This window comes from Senegalia sp. (in: firmicutes) (assembly GCF_052088025.1).
Taxonomy (GTDB): Bacteria; Bacillota; Clostridia; order Tissierellales; family SIT17; genus Anaeromonas.
This window is the reverse complement of sequence record NZ_JBQCYD010000050.1, coordinates 1-16,165: the sequence shown is the minus strand read 5'-3', so window position 1 is coordinate 16,165 and position 16,165 is coordinate 1. Positions and strand designations below refer to the sequence as shown.

Below are 16,165 nucleotides of genomic sequence, written 5' to 3'. Positions count from 1 at the left end.
AAATAGTTCGCCTTTATATATCCCATATTAAAAGTAATATCAATAGTCCTATAATTAAAAGCTTATCAAAATTATAGCCATAGCTCTTATTATCCACCTCATGATCTTTATCATAATAAGCTGCACTGTAATTTTTATTATAGTCTCCATCTAATAATTTTTCTAAATCTATTATACCAGCACCCTGTTCATTTTGAGAAAAACCTATATTAGAACAATTATTCATAAGCATATTTTTAACTGTTCTTGGATTTAAATCTCCATATTTTTCATATAATAATGCACAAGTACCAGTAATTATTGGTGTTGCCATAGAAGTACCACTAAGTGAAGAATATCCAGAAGGGTTTCTATTTGAAATACTCATTATATCAACCCCAGGTGCTACGATATCAGGTTTTCTAAGTCCTTCCCTTGTAGGACCACGACTTGAAAAATTAGCAATAGTATCATCACTTATCTCAGATGTTTTATTATCATCTACAGCTCCTACTGTTATAACAGAAGAAGAATTACCAGGACACAATATGCTTCCCCTTGATGGACCACTATTTCCAGCAGCACAAACTACAGTAATACCTTTTCTTACAGCTTCATCAACTGAATCTTTAAGTGGAGAAGAATTATTGCTACTTATAGGAGTTCCGAGTGATAAATTTAATATTTTAATATTATATATATCTTTATTATCTATGACCCATTGTATGGCTGAAACAATATCAGAAGTAGACCCACTTCCAGAACTATCAAGTGCCTTTATAACAACTAAATTAGATAAGGGTGCTATACCTTTATATTTCTCTTTTGAAGAATATCCATTACCAGCAATAATACCTGCTACATGACTACCATGGCCATTATCATCATAAAGTTTGCTTCTATTATTTACAATATCCTTAAAATGTAAAACTCGTCTATTAGGTCTAAATAAATCTAAATGAGGAGCAAGCCCTGTATCTATAACAGCTATTGTTATATCTTTTCCTGTTAGATTATGTTTATTGGCTATATTTGTCTTTATAGTTTTATTTGCTATATCTAATTGTGTATATACCTTATTATCGTATGATATATAGTCTACATCAGGGTCATCTTTTAATATACTTATGTCATTTAAACTCATATTGCATGCTATAGAATTTACAATAGGGAGTTTATGTTTAATGTTTTTAGACATACTAGATATTTTATCTTTTTTATTTTTTTTGTATTTTATAATTATAGGTATATCTTCTTTTGATTTAGAATTTAGCTTAGCATTAACTAAAGAATCTATCTTTTCTATTTTAACTGCTTTTTGTCGCCTCATAAAATCACCTTCCTATAGTTAATTTATGCAAGAAGGTATTAAAAGGTTATTATATTTTTCTAGAATATATATATGACTATGATATAATGATATTAAAACAAAAGTTAGATTAGGGGGATTAATATGTCGAAAAAAATATTGGTAGTAGATGATGAAAAACCAATCGCTGATATACTTAAATTTAATTTAGAAAAAGAAAATTATGAAGTTGATTTAGCTCATGATGGAGGAGAAGCAGTAGAAAAAGTATATAGTTGGGATCCGGATCTTATATTGCTAGATATCATGTTGCCTGTAAAAGATGGATTTCAAGTATTAAAAGAAATAAGACAAGAAAAAAATACGCCCGTAATAATGCTTACTGCAAAAGAAGAAGAAGTAGATAAGATATTAGGACTTGAAATGGGTGCTGATGATTATATTACAAAACCTTTTAGTATTAGAGAACTAAGCGCTAGAGTGAAAGCAAATATTAGAAGGGGTGAAATGATAAATCAAGAATCAAACGAGCCTAAAAATATAATAAGATCAGAAAATATTGTAATAGATTTAAATAAGTATGAAGTTAAAAAAGGTGAAAAGATAATAGAATTAACTTTAAGAGAATTTGAATTGTTGAAATTCATGGCAACTAAACCTGAACAAGTATTTTCAAGAGAAAAATTACTTCAAGAAGTTTGGGGATATGAATATTATGGAGATATCAGAACTGTAGATGTAACTATAAGAAGACTTAGAGAAAAAGTAGAAGATGATTCAAGTAGTCCAAGATATGTAATAACAAAAAGAGGAGTAGGATACTACTTCAGGGGGTAAAAAGATAAATGTTTAGAAGCATTAAAAGTAAATTCATAATAATTTATTTTTTACTTGTATTTATTGCAATGGTTATAGCTGGAATTTTTGTAGTAACTGTATTTGAAAGGAATCAATTAAATGAAGCAGATAATTCAATAAGAGCCCAAGCTCAAAGTATACTTAACTTTTCTCCTACCATAAAAGAAGCAAAATGGAATGAATTAGAAGAAGAGGAGAAAAGTGAGCTGCTTACTAAAGCTCCAATATATTCTACAGACAATAGAGTATATATTATTGATAACACGAAAATTGCACCAGAAATAATCTCCAGTAATATAGGTCAAGAAGAAAGACTCATAGGAGAAAATGTATATAATATTCCACAAATATCACCAAAACTCATAGTTGAAGCTTCAAAAGGTGAAGAAATACTAACTACAAATGAAGGTATGTCTTTAAAATACTTTGCATATCCCATTAAAACAGAACAGGGCCTAGTAGAAGGAATAATTTATATAATATATGATTTAGAGCATATAAATCAAACTATTGCTGAAACTAAAACCATATTTTCAGAAGCAACACTTTTGGCTCTTGCAATAACTATAGTTCTTGGTTTTCTAATTGCAAATAGTATAACAGAACCTATAAAAGACGTAACAATAAAAGCTCAAAAAATGGCAGAAGGAGATTTCAAGCAATACGTAGAAGTTAAATCTGATGATGAAATAGGACAACTTGCAGGTATGTTTAATCTTCTAACTAAAAAACTAGATAGTACCATATCTGAAATATTTAGAGAGAAATCTAAAATGGAAACAATATTTGATTATATGGCTGATGGAGTTATAGCTGTAGATGTTACAGGCAAAATTTCTCATGCTAATTCTGTAGCTAAAAACATATTAAATATTACAGATAAAGATATAGAAAGCAAAGATTATGATGAGATAATGATAGGTATTAATAAGTATTTAGCATTAAAAAATATAATTGATACTGAATCACTAAGGGGAAAACAAATAATTGAAACTAAGGATTCTACTTATATGGCTAGATTTGCTCCATATTTAAATCAAGGATCAGAGTTTAGTGGAATAGTAATAGTATTTCAAGATATAACAGAACAATATAATTTAGATAATTTAAGAAGAGAGTTTGTTGCAAATGTATCCCATGAATTAAAGACTCCCATAACAACCATAAAAAGTTATACAGAAACTATTTTAGAAGGAGCAATAGATGACAAAGATCTAAGCATTAGTTTTTTAAATGTAGTAAATGATGAATGTGACAGAATGACAAGGATAGTAAGTGATCTTTTGCAATTATCAAACTTTGATAATAAACAAATAGAATGGGAAAAAGAATATATATCTTTAGAAAATTTGATAAATAAAATACTTATGAAGCTTGAAATAACAATAAATGAAAAGAATCAAAAGGTTAATATGTATATAAAAAAAGATTTAAAAGATATATATGCTGATAAAGATGCAATTGAACAAGTAATAATCAACATATTAAGTAATGCATTTAAATATACATCTGAAGGTGGATTTATAAATATAACTTTAAATTCAAATAATAATACTAATGAAATAATTATAGAAGATAATGGTATGGGTATTCCCAAAAAAGATTTAAATAGGATATTTGAAAGATTCTATAGGGTAGACAAGGCTAGATCACGTGATTTGGGTGGTACAGGACTTGGGCTTTCTATAGCTAAAAGAATAATAGAATCCCATGAGGGGAAAATAGATATAGAAAGTGAATATGAAAAAGGAACTAAAGTAATTATAACTTTACCTATAGATTAAAAATAAAAGTAATTTATTCTTAAAACCTAGGTAATCTCACTGTAATATAGTTTTTATATAATAAAAGCATTACTTTGTAGATTTAGGAGGGTTTTATATGAAGACAAAATTATTATCATCTTTAATTATTATATTTATAGTTATAAATATATATAGCCCAATTTCTGCTAGCAATAAGGAAATTAATAAAGATTATAATTTGCTTATGCCAGATAATGATGTAGTTACTTCGGAAAATACCATATTATTATCAGGAAAAGCAAAAAGTGAAAGTAATATTGATATATACCTATATAATCATGATTATATTTCTAATATAGATAAATCACTGAAAAAACCAACATTTGATACTAAATTAAAGGTTGGTGAGTTAGAAAGATTCAACCTGGAATTAGAATTACCTCTTGGAAAAAATGAGATAATTGTAGTTATAGAAAATAATGGAGAAAAATATACTTTTGATAGAATAGTAAATGTAACCAATAGAAATGTAGCTAAAGGTTATATTAAAAATAGAAATATATTAGAAGCTAATAATAATAAGAAAATTTTAAAATCAATTATAGAAAAGAAATAGAAAGAAGGTGCTATTTATGAATAAAACGAGACTCAATACAATTATATTAGTGTCTCTTTTTATATTAAGCCTATTTCTTGTAAGTCAAACATTATTAAATGAAGACATAAATTTATTTAAATCTATAGATAAAAGCAATAAATATAATTCAAGAGATTTAATAGCATCTAAAATGATTGTCCCTCAAAGGATATTAGTTAATTATTCTAAAAAAACTCATACCGTTTTAAGTCCAGGAAGTGAATATGATATATGGGAAGATACAAGAGAGATATTAGATGATATATTTTCATATCAAGATAAAACTGTAGCAGAAATAAAGAAAGAAGAGTTTGATGGATTAAATAATAAAAAATCTATAAACATAGAATTTGCAGATAAGCTACCAATTGAATTATTTGCTGGTACCTTTAATGCGCCAATGGATGGAACACTTGAGCGCGAACTTATGGATTCTGTTAAAACAATACATTTGAATTTAGAAGATGAGAATTTTATAGTTTTAAGTGATGGGCAAAAGTATGTAAAGGTTTCTAATATTGAATATAAGGACAATAGATTATCAAAAATGTTAGAAGAAATTAAAGAATCAAAAGATTTTATAAATTATTGGCCTTCTGATATGAGTTTAGGTACAAAAGCAGATATATATATTCCATATAGACTTCCAAAGGATAAAAAAGATATTATTGTTGAAAATGATATTAAAATAAGTGGCTCAATAGAAGATGATAAAAATATAGATAAGATTGCACAAGGTTTTTTTGATAAGGATTTATCTTACCTTAGAAAAGTTGTAGATAATAGTGGCGTAATAATATATATGTATAATCAAAACACAGGTCTATTAGTATATCCAAGTGGAATAATCGAATATTCTAACACTTTAAATGAAAAAGAAAATGAAAGAGATATATATAGAAGTTTAAATGCCCTAGCTGATTTTATAGCTAATAAAGATAGATTGCCAGAAAATGCTTATATTTCTAATATAGAAGAAATTGAATCTGAAAATAAAGATAAGGGCTATAGATTTACATTGACTTATAATATAGAAGGTAAAAATGTGTATATAAACAATAGAACTAGTGAAGAAAATACATTAATAAATCCATTAGTAGCTGAAGTATATGGTGATAAGGTAATAAATTATAAGAGGTTTTATAGGGATATTATAGTAAAGGAAAATAATAATTATGGAGATAAAAGAATTAATCCAGAAGAAGTTATTGAAAAAAACATTTCAAGGATAAAGGAAGATTTTATGCTTGAAGATGCTAATATATCTAGTAATGTACAAACACAATTATATCAAGATATAATAACTTCCATAAAGGATATATCATTAGGTTATTATGATAAATCTTCATCTTATTATAAGACGCCTCTAATTGATGTTTGGATTATAGATATCAAAAATAATAAATATATTTTTGATTCTAGCACAGGTGATTTAATTGATATTAAATCCTTAGAATAAGTTATTAGAATTTCAGGAGTTGATGTAAATGGATTGGTCTAAAGCTAAAAGAATAATGATATTTGCATTTTTAGTAGTCAATATTTCATTATTACTTATAATGACAAGTAAAAATATCAGAGCTAAAGATTATATTACTAGCAAAGAAGATGTTATAGAGAGATTAGAAAAAATCAATGTAGATTTTAAAACTGAAATACCTGAAAAGACACCAAACATTGAGCTTTTAGAAGTTGAATATGAAGAATATGATACTATAAACAAAAAGTTAGATATTGCAAATGAATTTTTAAGCTCATCTGATTTACTACAAATAGCTAATATAGATAATGAAAAAGACTCTATAATATTTGAAGATGACAAGGAAAAATTTGAAATATTAAAGGGTAAGAAAATAATATATGAAGATAAAACTAGAAATAACAACAGTCCTATGGAATTTGATCCTGAAAAAGTAGCAAGTGATTTTCTAAAGGAAAAAGGATTTGAAAATTCAGATCATAAAATGACTAAATTAAAGAAAAATAATGATATAGTTGAATTAAACTATACAAAATTGCATATAAATACTATCTTAGAAAAATCTTACATGAAAGTTATAATAAAAAATGGAAAAGTTATAAGTTTTGAAAGATTATGGCTAAATGTTATAGAAGAAAAAGAAAACAATATAGAACTAAGACCTGCTACTGATTCCTTGTTGAAACTTTTATCTGTAGAAGGTATTAGAGATAAAACTATAGACAAAATAGAATTATGTTATTATTTTGATTCAAATGATGCAGATATATTTGATTTTTCTGAACTTAAAGCAGGAGATGCTGTGCCTGCCTGGAAAGTACAATTTACTGATGGAACAATAAAATATCTATATGAAGAATAAAGCCTAAATAATTGGGCTTTATTTGATTTAAAAATACTTTTTTTGGTATATGTTAAGTAAGAGTATTTAAAATAAAAGGAGATGTAATAATTGGAAAAAGTACAAGAAAAATTATTAAGATATGTAAAGATAAACACTAAATCAGATCCAAACTCTGATACTACACCTAGTACAGATATACAATTTGATTTAGCAAAATTACTTGTAGAAGAATTAAAAGAATTAGGACTTAGTGATGCACATGTAGATGAAAATTGTTATGTAATGGCAACTCTAAAAGGTAATGTTAAAAATGCAAAAACTATAGGTCTTATAGCACATGTTGATACTAGTCCAGATTATAAAGGTGAAGATATAAAGCCAAATATAGTAGAAAATTATGATGGATGCGATATAGTATTAAATAAAGAAAAAGATATAGTGATGAAAGTATCAGAGTTTCCATTTCTAGAAAATTACAAAGGAAAAACTTTAATAACAACAGATGGAACTACACTTTTGGGGGCAGATAATAAAGCTGGAATAGCTGAAATAATGAGTGTTATAGAATATCTTGTAAATAACCCTGAAATAAAACATGGAGATATAAAAATAGGATTTACTCCTGATGAAGAAATAGGTAGTGGAGCAGATAAATTTGATGTAGAAAAATTTGGTGCTGACTTTGCATATACTATAGATGGGAGCTTCTTAGGTGAGATAGAATATGAAAACTTCAATGCAGCTAGTGCAAGGGTAAATGTAAGTGGTATAAATATTCATCCAGGTAGTGCTAAAAATACTATGAAAAACTCTGTACTTATTGGAATGGAATTTCAGTCACTCTTACCTGAATTTGATAAACCTGAATATACTGAAGGGTATGAAGGATTTTATATGTTAGATAAATTTGAGGGTAGTATTGAAAAAACTACTATGAATTATATAATAAGAGATCATGATAAAAATAAATTTGAAAAGAAAAAAGAACTTATGAATAAAGCTTGTGACTTCTTAAATGCTAAATATGGAGAAAATACTGTTCAAATTGAAATAAAAGATTCCTATTATAATATGAAAGAGAAAATTGAACCAGTTATTAGCATTGTAGATTCTGTAGTAGAAGCTATGAAAAATATAGGTATAGAACCTAATATAAAGGCTATAAGAGGTGGAACTGATGGTGCAAGACTTTCATATATGGGGCTACCTACTCCAAACATATTTACAGGAGGCTTTAATTTTCATGGAAGGTATGAAGCTATAGTTGTAGAAGATATGGAAAAATCAGTAGAGACAATAATAGAAACCATAAAATTATATGCTAAATAATAAAAAGCGAGCAATTTGCTCGCTTTTTATTATTGTTTTGTATTTTGCTATTTAAATATATGTGAAAATTGTATATAATAAAGATGTATATAATTTAAAAATTATATCAGATAATTGAGAGGGGTGAATAACTGACAATAGTCAGTTTTCTTTTATGGATAAATTTATAATAACAGGTGGAAAAAAATTAGTAGGTGAAATAAATATAAGCGGATTTAAAAATGCTATTTTAGGATTGATACCAGCAACACTTTTAGCAAATGACAAATGTATTATTACAAATGTACCTATGATAAGTGATGTATATATATTAAAAGATATAATGAGTGCATTAGGTGCACAAGTAATATTAGATGAAATTAATCATACTATAGAAATAGATACTTCAACGGTAAAAGAATGTAAGGCTTCATATGATATAGCAAAAAGTCTTCGTGCATCATATTATTTACTAGGTGCAGGACTTGGAAGATTTAAGAAGGCAGAAGTAGCATATCCTGGTGGGTGTGATATTGGTTCGCGCCCAATAGACCTCCATATAAAAGGATTTGAAGCTTTAGGGAGTTCATTTAAAATTGAACATGGAATTATACATTGCGTGGCAGAAAAATTAGTAGGGAATAATATTTATATGGATGTAATTAGCGTAGGAGCAACTATAAATATTATGCTTGCAGGAGCAATGGCAGAAGGGACAACTGTAATAGAAAATGCAGCAAAAGAACCTCATATAGTAGATGTAGCCAACTTTTTAAATGCAATGGGAGCAGATGTGCGTGGAGCAGGTACAGATGTAATAAGGATAAAAGGTGTAGAAAGAATGCATGGTTGTACTTATTCAGTAATACCAGATCAAATAGAAGCAGGAACATATATTGTTGCAGCTGCAGCTACAGAAGGAGATGTCCTTATAAAAAATGTAATACCAAAACATCTTGAATCAATTACTGCAAAGATCAAAGAATTAGGTGTAGAGATAATAGAATATGATGATTCAATAAGAGTTAGGGGCAAGAAAGATTTAAAAAGTATAAATATTAAAACCCTACCTTACCCAGGATTTCCTACAGATCTTCAGCAACCATTGTCAGTATTACTTACAAAAGCTGAAGGAACAAGTATAGTAACAGAAAGCATATTTGAAGGAAGATTTAAATATGTGGATGAATTAAAAAGAATGGGAGCTAATATAAAAGTGGATGGTAGAACAGCTATTATAAGAGGAAATACTCCCTTAAGTAGTACTCAGATAACAGCAACAGACTTAAGAGCAGGAGCAGCATGTGTTATAGCAGGTTTAATGTCAGATGGACAAACAGAAATTCACGATATAAAGCATGTAGAAAGAGGATATGAAAATATAGTGGAAAAATTAAGAGGTGTAGGGGCTGATATAAGAAAGGTAACAGAATAAAAAATAAATAAAAAAAGCACTTGTAAAAATACAAGTGCTTTTTTTGTGCAAAAAACTTAATTTAATAATAATAATATTGAATATAATTTAATGTACATTAATATAATTTAAAAATATCTAAAATAATAAAATTATAGAATGGAGTTATAATTATGATATTAAATTATATTTTAAGTAATGTAAGTTATGAAAAAGTAGTAGGAGAGATAAATAAGGATATAAAGGGAATAGATTTTGATTCTAGAAATATAAAAGAAGATTTTATATTTGTTGCAATAACAGGCTTTAAAGTAGATGGACATGATTTTATAAATACAGCTATAAAAAATGGTGCTAGAACTATAATAGTAGAAAAAGATGTAAAAGTAGATGATGAAATAACCCTAGTAAAAGTAGCTGATTCAAGGGTTGCACTTGCAGAAGTATCTAGTGCTTTTTATGAATATCCAACAAAAGATTTAAATATGATAGGTATAACAGGAACAAATGGAAAAACTTCTATCAGCTATATAATAGATTCTATTTTAAAAGAAGTTAAACATAAAACTGGAATTGTAGGTACATTAGGAGTAGTAATAGATGAAAAAAACATTAAAACAAACAATACTACACCTGAATCCCTTCATCTTCAAAACTTTTTCGAGCAAATGAGAGATGAAAATGTAGATGATTGCATCATGGAAGTTTCTTCTCATTCTATATCACTAAATAGAGTAGATATGATAGATTTTAATATAGGAATATTTACAAACTTATCTGAAGATCATCTTGACTTTCATAATACATTAGAGGAATATATGAATGAAAAAACTAAATTATTTTATAAAACTAGTGATGTGAATATTATAAATAATGAAGATAAGTATGGTAAGGCATTAATAAAAAAATTAGAAAAAGATAGGGATATAAAATTATTAACATATGGAATTGATTCTGGAGATATAAGAGCTTGTCAAATAGAACAATCTGTAAATGGTATAAAGTATAATATGATTACTCCTAAAGGAAATATAAATATAAATCTTCCCTTACCTGGTAAGTTTAACTTATACAATGCTCTAGCAGCAGCTGCTTGTGCCCTTCATATGAACATATCCTTGGATCTTATTAAAAAGGGACTAGAAGGTTTAAAAGGGGTAAAGGGTAGGTTTGAACTTGTAGAATTAGATAAGGATTTTGATATTATAATTGACTTTGCCCATTCCCCAGATGGCTTTGAAAATGTATTAAATACAGTAAAACAATTTGCAAAATCAAGAATAATTACAGTATTTGGTTGTGGTGGAGATAGAGATAAGAATAAGAGACCACAGATGGGGAAAATTGCATCAAAGTATTCTGATATTTGTCTAGTAACTAGTGACAACTCAAGAAGTGAAAAAACAGAAGATATAATAGAAGACATAGTGGTAGGAATAGATAATCACACATGTGAATATTTCAAAATTCCAGATAGAAGGGATGCTATAAAAAAGGCAATTCAAATAGCAAAATCTGATGATATTATAATGCTTTTAGGTAAGGGCCATGAAACCTATCAAATAATAGATGGAAAAACTTATGACTTTGATGAAGTTGAAATCATAAAGGAAATAATAAATTAATTTAGAAAGGGGATGTATATGAGCATACAAAAATCTAAAAACCACTTATATATAGGTGGATGTGATGCTATAAATTTAGCAAAAGAATATGGGACACCTCTATATGTAGTAAATCAAGAAGAAATAGAAGATAGATGTAGGGAGATAAGGGAGGTGTTTTTAAATAAGTTTGAAAATACTAGAGCATTTTATGCATCAAAAGCCTTTTTAACTCTTGCTATGTGTAAGATAATAGAAAAAGAAGGTCTAGGACTAGATGTTGTATCAGGTGGAGAGCTATATACAGCTTTAAAGGCAGATTTCCCACCTGAAAAAATATTATTTCATGGAAATAACAAATCATTTGATGAACTAGAATTTGCTATAGAAAATAATGTAAATAGGATAGTTGTAGATAATACTTATGAATTAGATTTGATAGAAAAAATAGCAAGCAAATTACAAAGAGAAGTAAGCATTTTATTTAGACTAACTCCAGGAATTACAAGTATTACCCATGAAAATATTGATACTGGTAGAAAAGATTCTAAATTTGGGATTCCCCTTGAAAAAAACATAATATTAAATGCAGTAAAGCAATCTATAGATTCTAAATTCATAAATTTAAAAGGCTTTCATTTCCACATGGGCTCACAATTATTTGATAGTAGTACTTACTTAAAAGCAATAGATATTGTATTTGACCTTATAAAATATTTAAAAAAAGAGCTAGAATTTGAAATACAAGAGTTAAATACAGGTGGAGGATATGGAATTTCCTATATTAAAGAAGATAAAGAAAAAAATCTAGAATATTTCATCAATGATATTATGAATAGAATATATAAGAAATCAAAGGAATATAATCTATTAGTGCCTCAAGTTATGATTGAACCAGGAAGATGGATAGTAGGTCATGCTGGGACCACCTTATATACCATAGGAAACATAAAAAATATTAAGGGAGTTAGAACATATGCTTCTGTAGATGGTGGTATGACAGATAATCCAAGACCATCACTTTATTCTGCAAAATATTATGGTGAAATAGCAAACAAAATGAATGAAGAGAAGAAATACAAAGTTACTATTGCAGGAAAATGTTGTGAATCAGGAGATATACTTATAAGGGATTTACAAGTACCAAAAATTACAAATGGAGATATACTTGCAGTATATAATACTGGAGCATATAATTTTTCCATGTCAAGTAATTATAATAAAACTAGAAGAGCTGCGGTTGTTCTAGTAAATAAAGATGAATCTGAAATAATAGTAGAAAGACAAAGCTATGAGGATTTATTAAGAGGAGAAAGAGTACCAAAAGAATTTAAAAATTATTAAGGAGTGTTGAAATTATGATTAATATTATTTGGTTTTTATTTATAGTCATAGGTGTTGTTGTAGCTGCTTTTACAGGTAATATAGAAGCAGTAACAGAAGCTGCAATTGACAATGCAGAACTTGCAGTAGAACTGTCAATAGGGCTAGTAGGAATAATGGCTCTATGGCTTGGGATAATGAAGATAGCAGAGGAATCAGGTCTTGTACAACTTTTAGGTAGATTACTTCGCCCTATAATGGTAAGATTATTCCCTGAAGTACCAGAAGATCATCCAGCAATGGGAGCAATGGTAATGAATATGGCAGCAAATGTATTAGGACTTGGAAATGCTGCAACACCTTTAGGTCTTAAGGCAATGAATGAATTAAATGAAATCAATGAAGATAAAGAGACAGCATCAAATGCTATGTGTACATTTTTAGCAATAAATACATCAAGTGTTACATTAATTCCAGCAACAGTAATAGCATATAGATCAGCAGCAGGCTCAGCTAACCCTACAGAAATCATAGGTCCAGTTATAATAGCTACCTTAGCATCTACAATTGCAGCTATTATTGCAGTTAAAACTCTATCGAAATTACCAGTATTTGCATCAACAAATCCAATGAAAAAGAAAAAAGCATTAGATACTAAATAATGGGGGGATATATATGTTTATTACAATAATGGAGACAATATCAAAATATGCAATACCATTTATATTACTTTTTATACCTACATTTGGCTTTTTCAAAAAAGTCAAAGTATATGAATCATTTACTGAAGGAGCAAAAGAAGGATTTTCTACAGCAATTAAAATAATCCCTTATTTAGTAGCAATGCTTGTAGCAATAGGAATATTTAGAGCTTCAGGTACTATGGAATTAGTTACAAAGGGACTAAGTCCAGTAACAAAGCTTATAGGTATGCCTGGAGAAGTATTACCTATGGCACTTATGAGACCACTTTCAGGTGGTGGAGCTTCAGGGGTTATGAATAGTTTATTTGAAGCACATGGACCAGATTCAATAATAGGTAGAATGGCTTCAATTATGATGGGTTCAACTGAAACCACCTTCTACGTACTTGCAGTATATTTTGGAGCAGTATCAATTAGAAAAACAAGACATGCACTTCCAGCAGGTTTAATAGCAGATGCAGTAGGAATAATAACAGCAGTAGTAGTGACAAATTTAATGTTTTAAATAAAATAGGACTTAGGTCCTTTTTTATTGTCTAATAAAATCATATATAAAGGAGAGTGTATAAAATGATAAAGCCAAAAAAATTACAAAAAGGTGATCTAGTAGGACTAGTTGCACCAGCAAGTCATGCAAATAGAGAAGATATTGATAAATCTATAAAATATTTAAAAAAATTAGGATTTAATATAAAAATAGCAGATAATATTTACTTAAAAGATTATTCATATGCAGGCAGCGATGATAAAAGGGCAGAAGGAATAAATAAAATGTTTGAAGATGAAGAAGTAGATGCTATATTTTGTATAAGAGGTGGATATGGAGTTCATAGGATACTTGATAAAATAGATTATGAAAGTATAAGTAAAAACCCAAAAATATTTATGGGTTACAGTGATATAACAGCACTTCATATAGCAATAAATAATAATTCCAATTTAATAACATTCCATGGGCCTATGACAGTTAGTGATATGAAGGATGGATTAGATGATTTTTCATTTGAATCTTTTGAAAATACACTTATGAGTGGGGGAGAAATAATAGATTTAGTTAATCCTAAAGATGAGAAAATCAAAGTATTATCTAAAGGAAAAGCATGTGGAATATTAACTGGGGGCAATTTAGCACTTATAGCTGGTACAATTGGCACCCCTTATGAAATAGATTCTAAAGATAAAATATTATTCATAGAAGACATAGGAGAATTTACATTTAAGATAGATAGGATGCTAATGCAATTAAAACTCGCAGGAAAATTAGATGAGCTTAAAGGTATAATTCTTGGAGACTTTAATAATTGTAAAAAACAAGATGAAGGTGATGCATCTCTTATGGAAGTATTTGAAGATTTATTATTACCTTTAAATATACCTATAATATCAAATGTAAAATCAGGCCATTGCACTCCTAATATAACGCTTCCAATGGGAGCTCTAGTAGAAATTGATACAGATAAGAATGAAATTAAAATAATAGAAAGTGTAGTTATAGATGGATAATATATATAAGGAAGCTATAAAAATAAAAGATTTTTTAATAGATATAAGAAGAAATTTCCATATGAATCCAGAGCTTGGGACAGAAGAATACAATACTCATGATAAAATATGTGAAATATTAGAATCATTAAATATTGAATATAAAAGAAATGTAGCTGATACTGGTGTAGTTGGAATCATAAGAGGAAAAAATAAAGGTAAAACAATAGCCCTAAGAGCAGATATGGATGCACTTCCAATAATAGAAAAAAATGAAGTTGAATATAAGTCAAAAATAGATGGTAAGATGCATGCATGTGGACATGATGCACACATGAGCATTCTTCTTGGAGCTTCAAAAATATTAGCTCAAATGAAAGATCAATTAAATGGAAATATAAAGCTAATATTTCAACCAGCAGAAGAAACTGTAGGTGGAGCAGAAAGAATGATAAAAGAAGGTGTGATGGAAGATCCAAAAGTGGATGCTATATTTGGACTACATATGGCACCTGAAATACCTGTAGGGAAAGTAGCTTTAAAGTATGATAAAATGAATGCATCATCAGATACATTAAATATAGAAATAAGGGGAGAAAGTACCCATGGAGCATACCCTCATAGTGGAGTAGATAGTATAGTTATAGCAAGTCAGGTAATAAATTCACTTCAAACTATAGTAAGTAGGAATGTAAGCCCTCTTGATTCAGCAGTAGTTTCAATAGGTCAAATAAATGGGGGTAGTGCTCATAACATTATTGCTAACTCTGTTAAAATGAGAGGAACTCTTAGAACATTATCACCTGATACTAGAAAGATGGCTCTTGAAAAAATAAAAGATATAGTAGAAGATATTCCAAAAACATTAAAAGGAGAAGGTAGATTCATAAGAGAAGAAGGATATATGGCTTTAATAAATGATAATGACATGGTAAAGTTAGTAAAGAAAAATGCTGATAAACTATTGGGCGAAAAAAATGTTATAATAATAGATAGACCAAGTCTTGGGGTAGAAGATTTTGCTTATTTTTTAGAAAATACAGATGGAGTATTCTTTAGACTAGGTTGTAGAAATGAAAAAAAAGGTATTGTTCATGATGGACATCATGATAAATTTGATATAGATGAAGAAGCACTTCCTATAGGAGTAGCCCTTCAGGTTATAAATGTATTAGAATTTTTAAAATAAAAATAAATTCATCACAAGTTCATCACATACTTAAGATAAAATAAATATTGTAAAGACGGAGTGAGATAAATGAGTTTTAAATTTTGTTCAATAGCTAGTGGGAGCAGTGGAAATTGCGAATATATAGAAACAAATAACACAAGAATACTAGTAGATGCAGGCCTAAGTGGCAAAAAAATACAGGCAGGACTTCAATCTATTGATGTTGATCCTAAGAAATTAAATGGAATATTAGTTACCCCTATGTGGTAGGATAGTTGTCGTAAACTAATAATAGTGTATAATTAAA

The 16,165-nt window shown here is 28.3% G+C and carries 15 protein-coding genes; 14 read left to right on the top strand and 1 reads right to left on the bottom strand.

The window, feature by feature from the left end:
* Nucleotides 1-13 precede the first annotated feature (13 nt).
* Nucleotides 14-1,309, bottom strand: coding sequence for a S8 family peptidase (locus ACTHUW_RS10975; RefSeq protein ID WP_442199016.1), 1,296 nt, complete (start codon nucleotides 1,307-1,309; stop codon nucleotides 14-16).
* A gap of 123 nt (nucleotides 1,310-1,432) precedes the next feature.
* Between ACTHUW_RS10975 and yycF the strand changes: the two genes are divergently transcribed.
* The 14 genes from yycF to ACTHUW_RS10905 all read left to right on the top strand — a co-directional run bounded on the left by yycF (nucleotide 1,433) and on the right by ACTHUW_RS10905 (nucleotide 16,128).
* On the top strand, nucleotides 1,433-2,125 hold the full coding sequence (gene yycF, locus ACTHUW_RS10970) for a response regulator YycF (protein ID WP_442213289.1): 693 nt from the start codon (nucleotides 1,433-1,435) through the stop codon (nucleotides 2,123-2,125).
* Between the two features lie 8 nt (nucleotides 2,126-2,133).
* The gene (locus ACTHUW_RS10965; protein ID WP_442199014.1) at nucleotides 2,134-3,930 is read left to right on the top strand and encodes an ATP-binding protein; all 1,797 of its coding nucleotides are present in this window, start codon (nucleotides 2,134-2,136) and stop codon (nucleotides 3,928-3,930) included.
* A gap of 97 nt (nucleotides 3,931-4,027) precedes the next feature.
* Nucleotides 4,028-4,507 carry a hypothetical protein gene (locus ACTHUW_RS10960; protein WP_442197419.1) on the top strand — a complete coding sequence of 160 codons (480 nt, stop codon included), beginning with the start codon at nucleotides 4,028-4,030 and terminating at the stop codon, nucleotides 4,505-4,507.
* A gap of 16 nt (nucleotides 4,508-4,523) precedes the next feature.
* The gene (locus ACTHUW_RS10955) at nucleotides 4,524-5,987 is read left to right on the top strand and encodes a hypothetical protein (protein ID WP_442210503.1); all 1,464 of its coding nucleotides are present in this window, start codon (nucleotides 4,524-4,526) and stop codon (nucleotides 5,985-5,987) included.
* 28 nt (nucleotides 5,988-6,015) lie between these two features.
* A complete protein-coding gene (locus tag ACTHUW_RS10950) occupies nucleotides 6,016-6,870 on the top strand; it encodes a hypothetical protein (protein WP_442199012.1) in 855 nt (284 codons plus the stop codon).
* Nucleotides 6,871-6,960: 90 nt separating this feature from the next.
* Nucleotides 6,961-8,181 (top strand): peptidase T, encoded by a 1,221-nt coding sequence (gene pepT / locus ACTHUW_RS10945; protein WP_442197422.1) that lies wholly within the window; start codon nucleotides 6,961-6,963, stop codon nucleotides 8,179-8,181.
* A 154-nt stretch (nucleotides 8,182-8,335) separates the two neighbouring features.
* Nucleotides 8,336-9,595, top strand: a complete 1,260-nt coding sequence (locus tag ACTHUW_RS10940) for a UDP-N-acetylglucosamine 1-carboxyvinyltransferase (RefSeq protein ID WP_442197423.1) — start codon at nucleotides 8,336-8,338, stop codon at nucleotides 9,593-9,595.
* Nucleotides 9,596-9,747: 152 nt separating this feature from the next.
* Nucleotides 9,748-11,199 (top strand): UDP-N-acetylmuramoyl-L-alanyl-D-glutamate--2,6-diaminopimelate ligase, encoded by a 1,452-nt coding sequence (locus tag ACTHUW_RS10935; protein ID WP_442197424.1) that lies wholly within the window; start codon nucleotides 9,748-9,750, stop codon nucleotides 11,197-11,199.
* Nucleotides 11,200-11,217: 18 nt separating this feature from the next.
* The gene (gene lysA, locus ACTHUW_RS10930; protein WP_442197425.1) at nucleotides 11,218-12,522 is read left to right on the top strand and encodes a diaminopimelate decarboxylase; all 1,305 of its coding nucleotides are present in this window, start codon (nucleotides 11,218-11,220) and stop codon (nucleotides 12,520-12,522) included.
* A gap of 14 nt (nucleotides 12,523-12,536) precedes the next feature.
* Nucleotides 12,537-13,163, top strand: coding sequence for a nucleoside recognition domain-containing protein (locus tag ACTHUW_RS10925; protein WP_442197426.1), 627 nt, complete (start codon nucleotides 12,537-12,539; stop codon nucleotides 13,161-13,163).
* 13 nt (nucleotides 13,164-13,176) lie between these two features.
* A complete protein-coding gene (locus ACTHUW_RS10920) occupies nucleotides 13,177-13,710 on the top strand; it encodes a spore maturation protein (protein WP_442197427.1) in 534 nt (177 codons plus the stop codon).
* A gap of 65 nt (nucleotides 13,711-13,775) precedes the next feature.
* Complete coding sequence (locus ACTHUW_RS10915) at nucleotides 13,776-14,708, top strand: S66 peptidase family protein (protein WP_442197428.1); 933 nt, start codon at nucleotides 13,776-13,778, stop codon at nucleotides 14,706-14,708.
* Complete coding sequence (locus ACTHUW_RS10910; RefSeq protein ID WP_442197429.1) at nucleotides 14,701-15,876, top strand: M20 metallopeptidase family protein; 1,176 nt, start codon at nucleotides 14,701-14,703, stop codon at nucleotides 15,874-15,876. The genes ACTHUW_RS10915 and ACTHUW_RS10910 overlap by 8 nt, the downstream gene beginning before the upstream one ends.
* 69 nt (nucleotides 15,877-15,945) lie before the next feature.
* Nucleotides 15,946-16,128, top strand: coding sequence for a hypothetical protein (locus tag ACTHUW_RS10905; RefSeq protein WP_442213287.1), 183 nt, complete (start codon nucleotides 15,946-15,948; stop codon nucleotides 16,126-16,128).
* Nucleotides 16,129-16,165: the final 37 nt, after the last annotated feature.

What these genes read in the sequence shown, in the direction of transcription:
- ACTHUW_RS10940 (WP_442197423.1), top strand. Translation starts at nt 8,336, where the DNA reads ATGGATAAATTTATAATAACAGGTGGAAAAAAATTAGTAGGTGAAATA.
- ACTHUW_RS10960 (WP_442197419.1), top strand. Translation starts at nt 4,028, where the DNA reads ATGAAGACAAAATTATTATCATCTTTAATTATTATATTTATAGTTATA.
- yycF (WP_442213289.1), top strand. Translation starts at nt 1,433, where the DNA reads ATGTCGAAAAAAATATTGGTAGTAGATGATGAAAAACCAATCGCTGAT.
- ACTHUW_RS10910 (WP_442197429.1), top strand. Translation starts at nt 14,701, where the DNA reads ATGGATAATATATATAAGGAAGCTATAAAAATAAAAGATTTTTTAATA.
- ACTHUW_RS10965 (WP_442199014.1), top strand. Translation starts at nt 2,134, where the DNA reads ATGTTTAGAAGCATTAAAAGTAAATTCATAATAATTTATTTTTTACTT.
- ACTHUW_RS10955 (WP_442210503.1), top strand. Translation starts at nt 4,524, where the DNA reads ATGAATAAAACGAGACTCAATACAATTATATTAGTGTCTCTTTTTATA.
- ACTHUW_RS10915 (WP_442197428.1), top strand. Translation starts at nt 13,776, where the DNA reads ATGATAAAGCCAAAAAAATTACAAAAAGGTGATCTAGTAGGACTAGTT.
- ACTHUW_RS10905 (WP_442213287.1), top strand. Translation starts at nt 15,946, where the DNA reads ATGAGTTTTAAATTTTGTTCAATAGCTAGTGGGAGCAGTGGAAATTGC.
- ACTHUW_RS10935 (WP_442197424.1), top strand. Translation starts at nt 9,748, where the DNA reads ATGATATTAAATTATATTTTAAGTAATGTAAGTTATGAAAAAGTAGTA.
- ACTHUW_RS10950 (WP_442199012.1), top strand. Translation starts at nt 6,016, where the DNA reads ATGGATTGGTCTAAAGCTAAAAGAATAATGATATTTGCATTTTTAGTA.
- ACTHUW_RS10920 (WP_442197427.1), top strand. Translation starts at nt 13,177, where the DNA reads ATGTTTATTACAATAATGGAGACAATATCAAAATATGCAATACCATTT.
- ACTHUW_RS10975 (WP_442199016.1), bottom strand. Translation starts at nt 1,309, where the DNA reads ATGAGGCGACAAAAAGCAGTTAAAATAGAAAAGATAGATTCTTTAGTT.
- lysA (WP_442197425.1), top strand. Translation starts at nt 11,218, where the DNA reads ATGAGCATACAAAAATCTAAAAACCACTTATATATAGGTGGATGTGAT.
- ACTHUW_RS10925 (WP_442197426.1), top strand. Translation starts at nt 12,537, where the DNA reads ATGATTAATATTATTTGGTTTTTATTTATAGTCATAGGTGTTGTTGTA.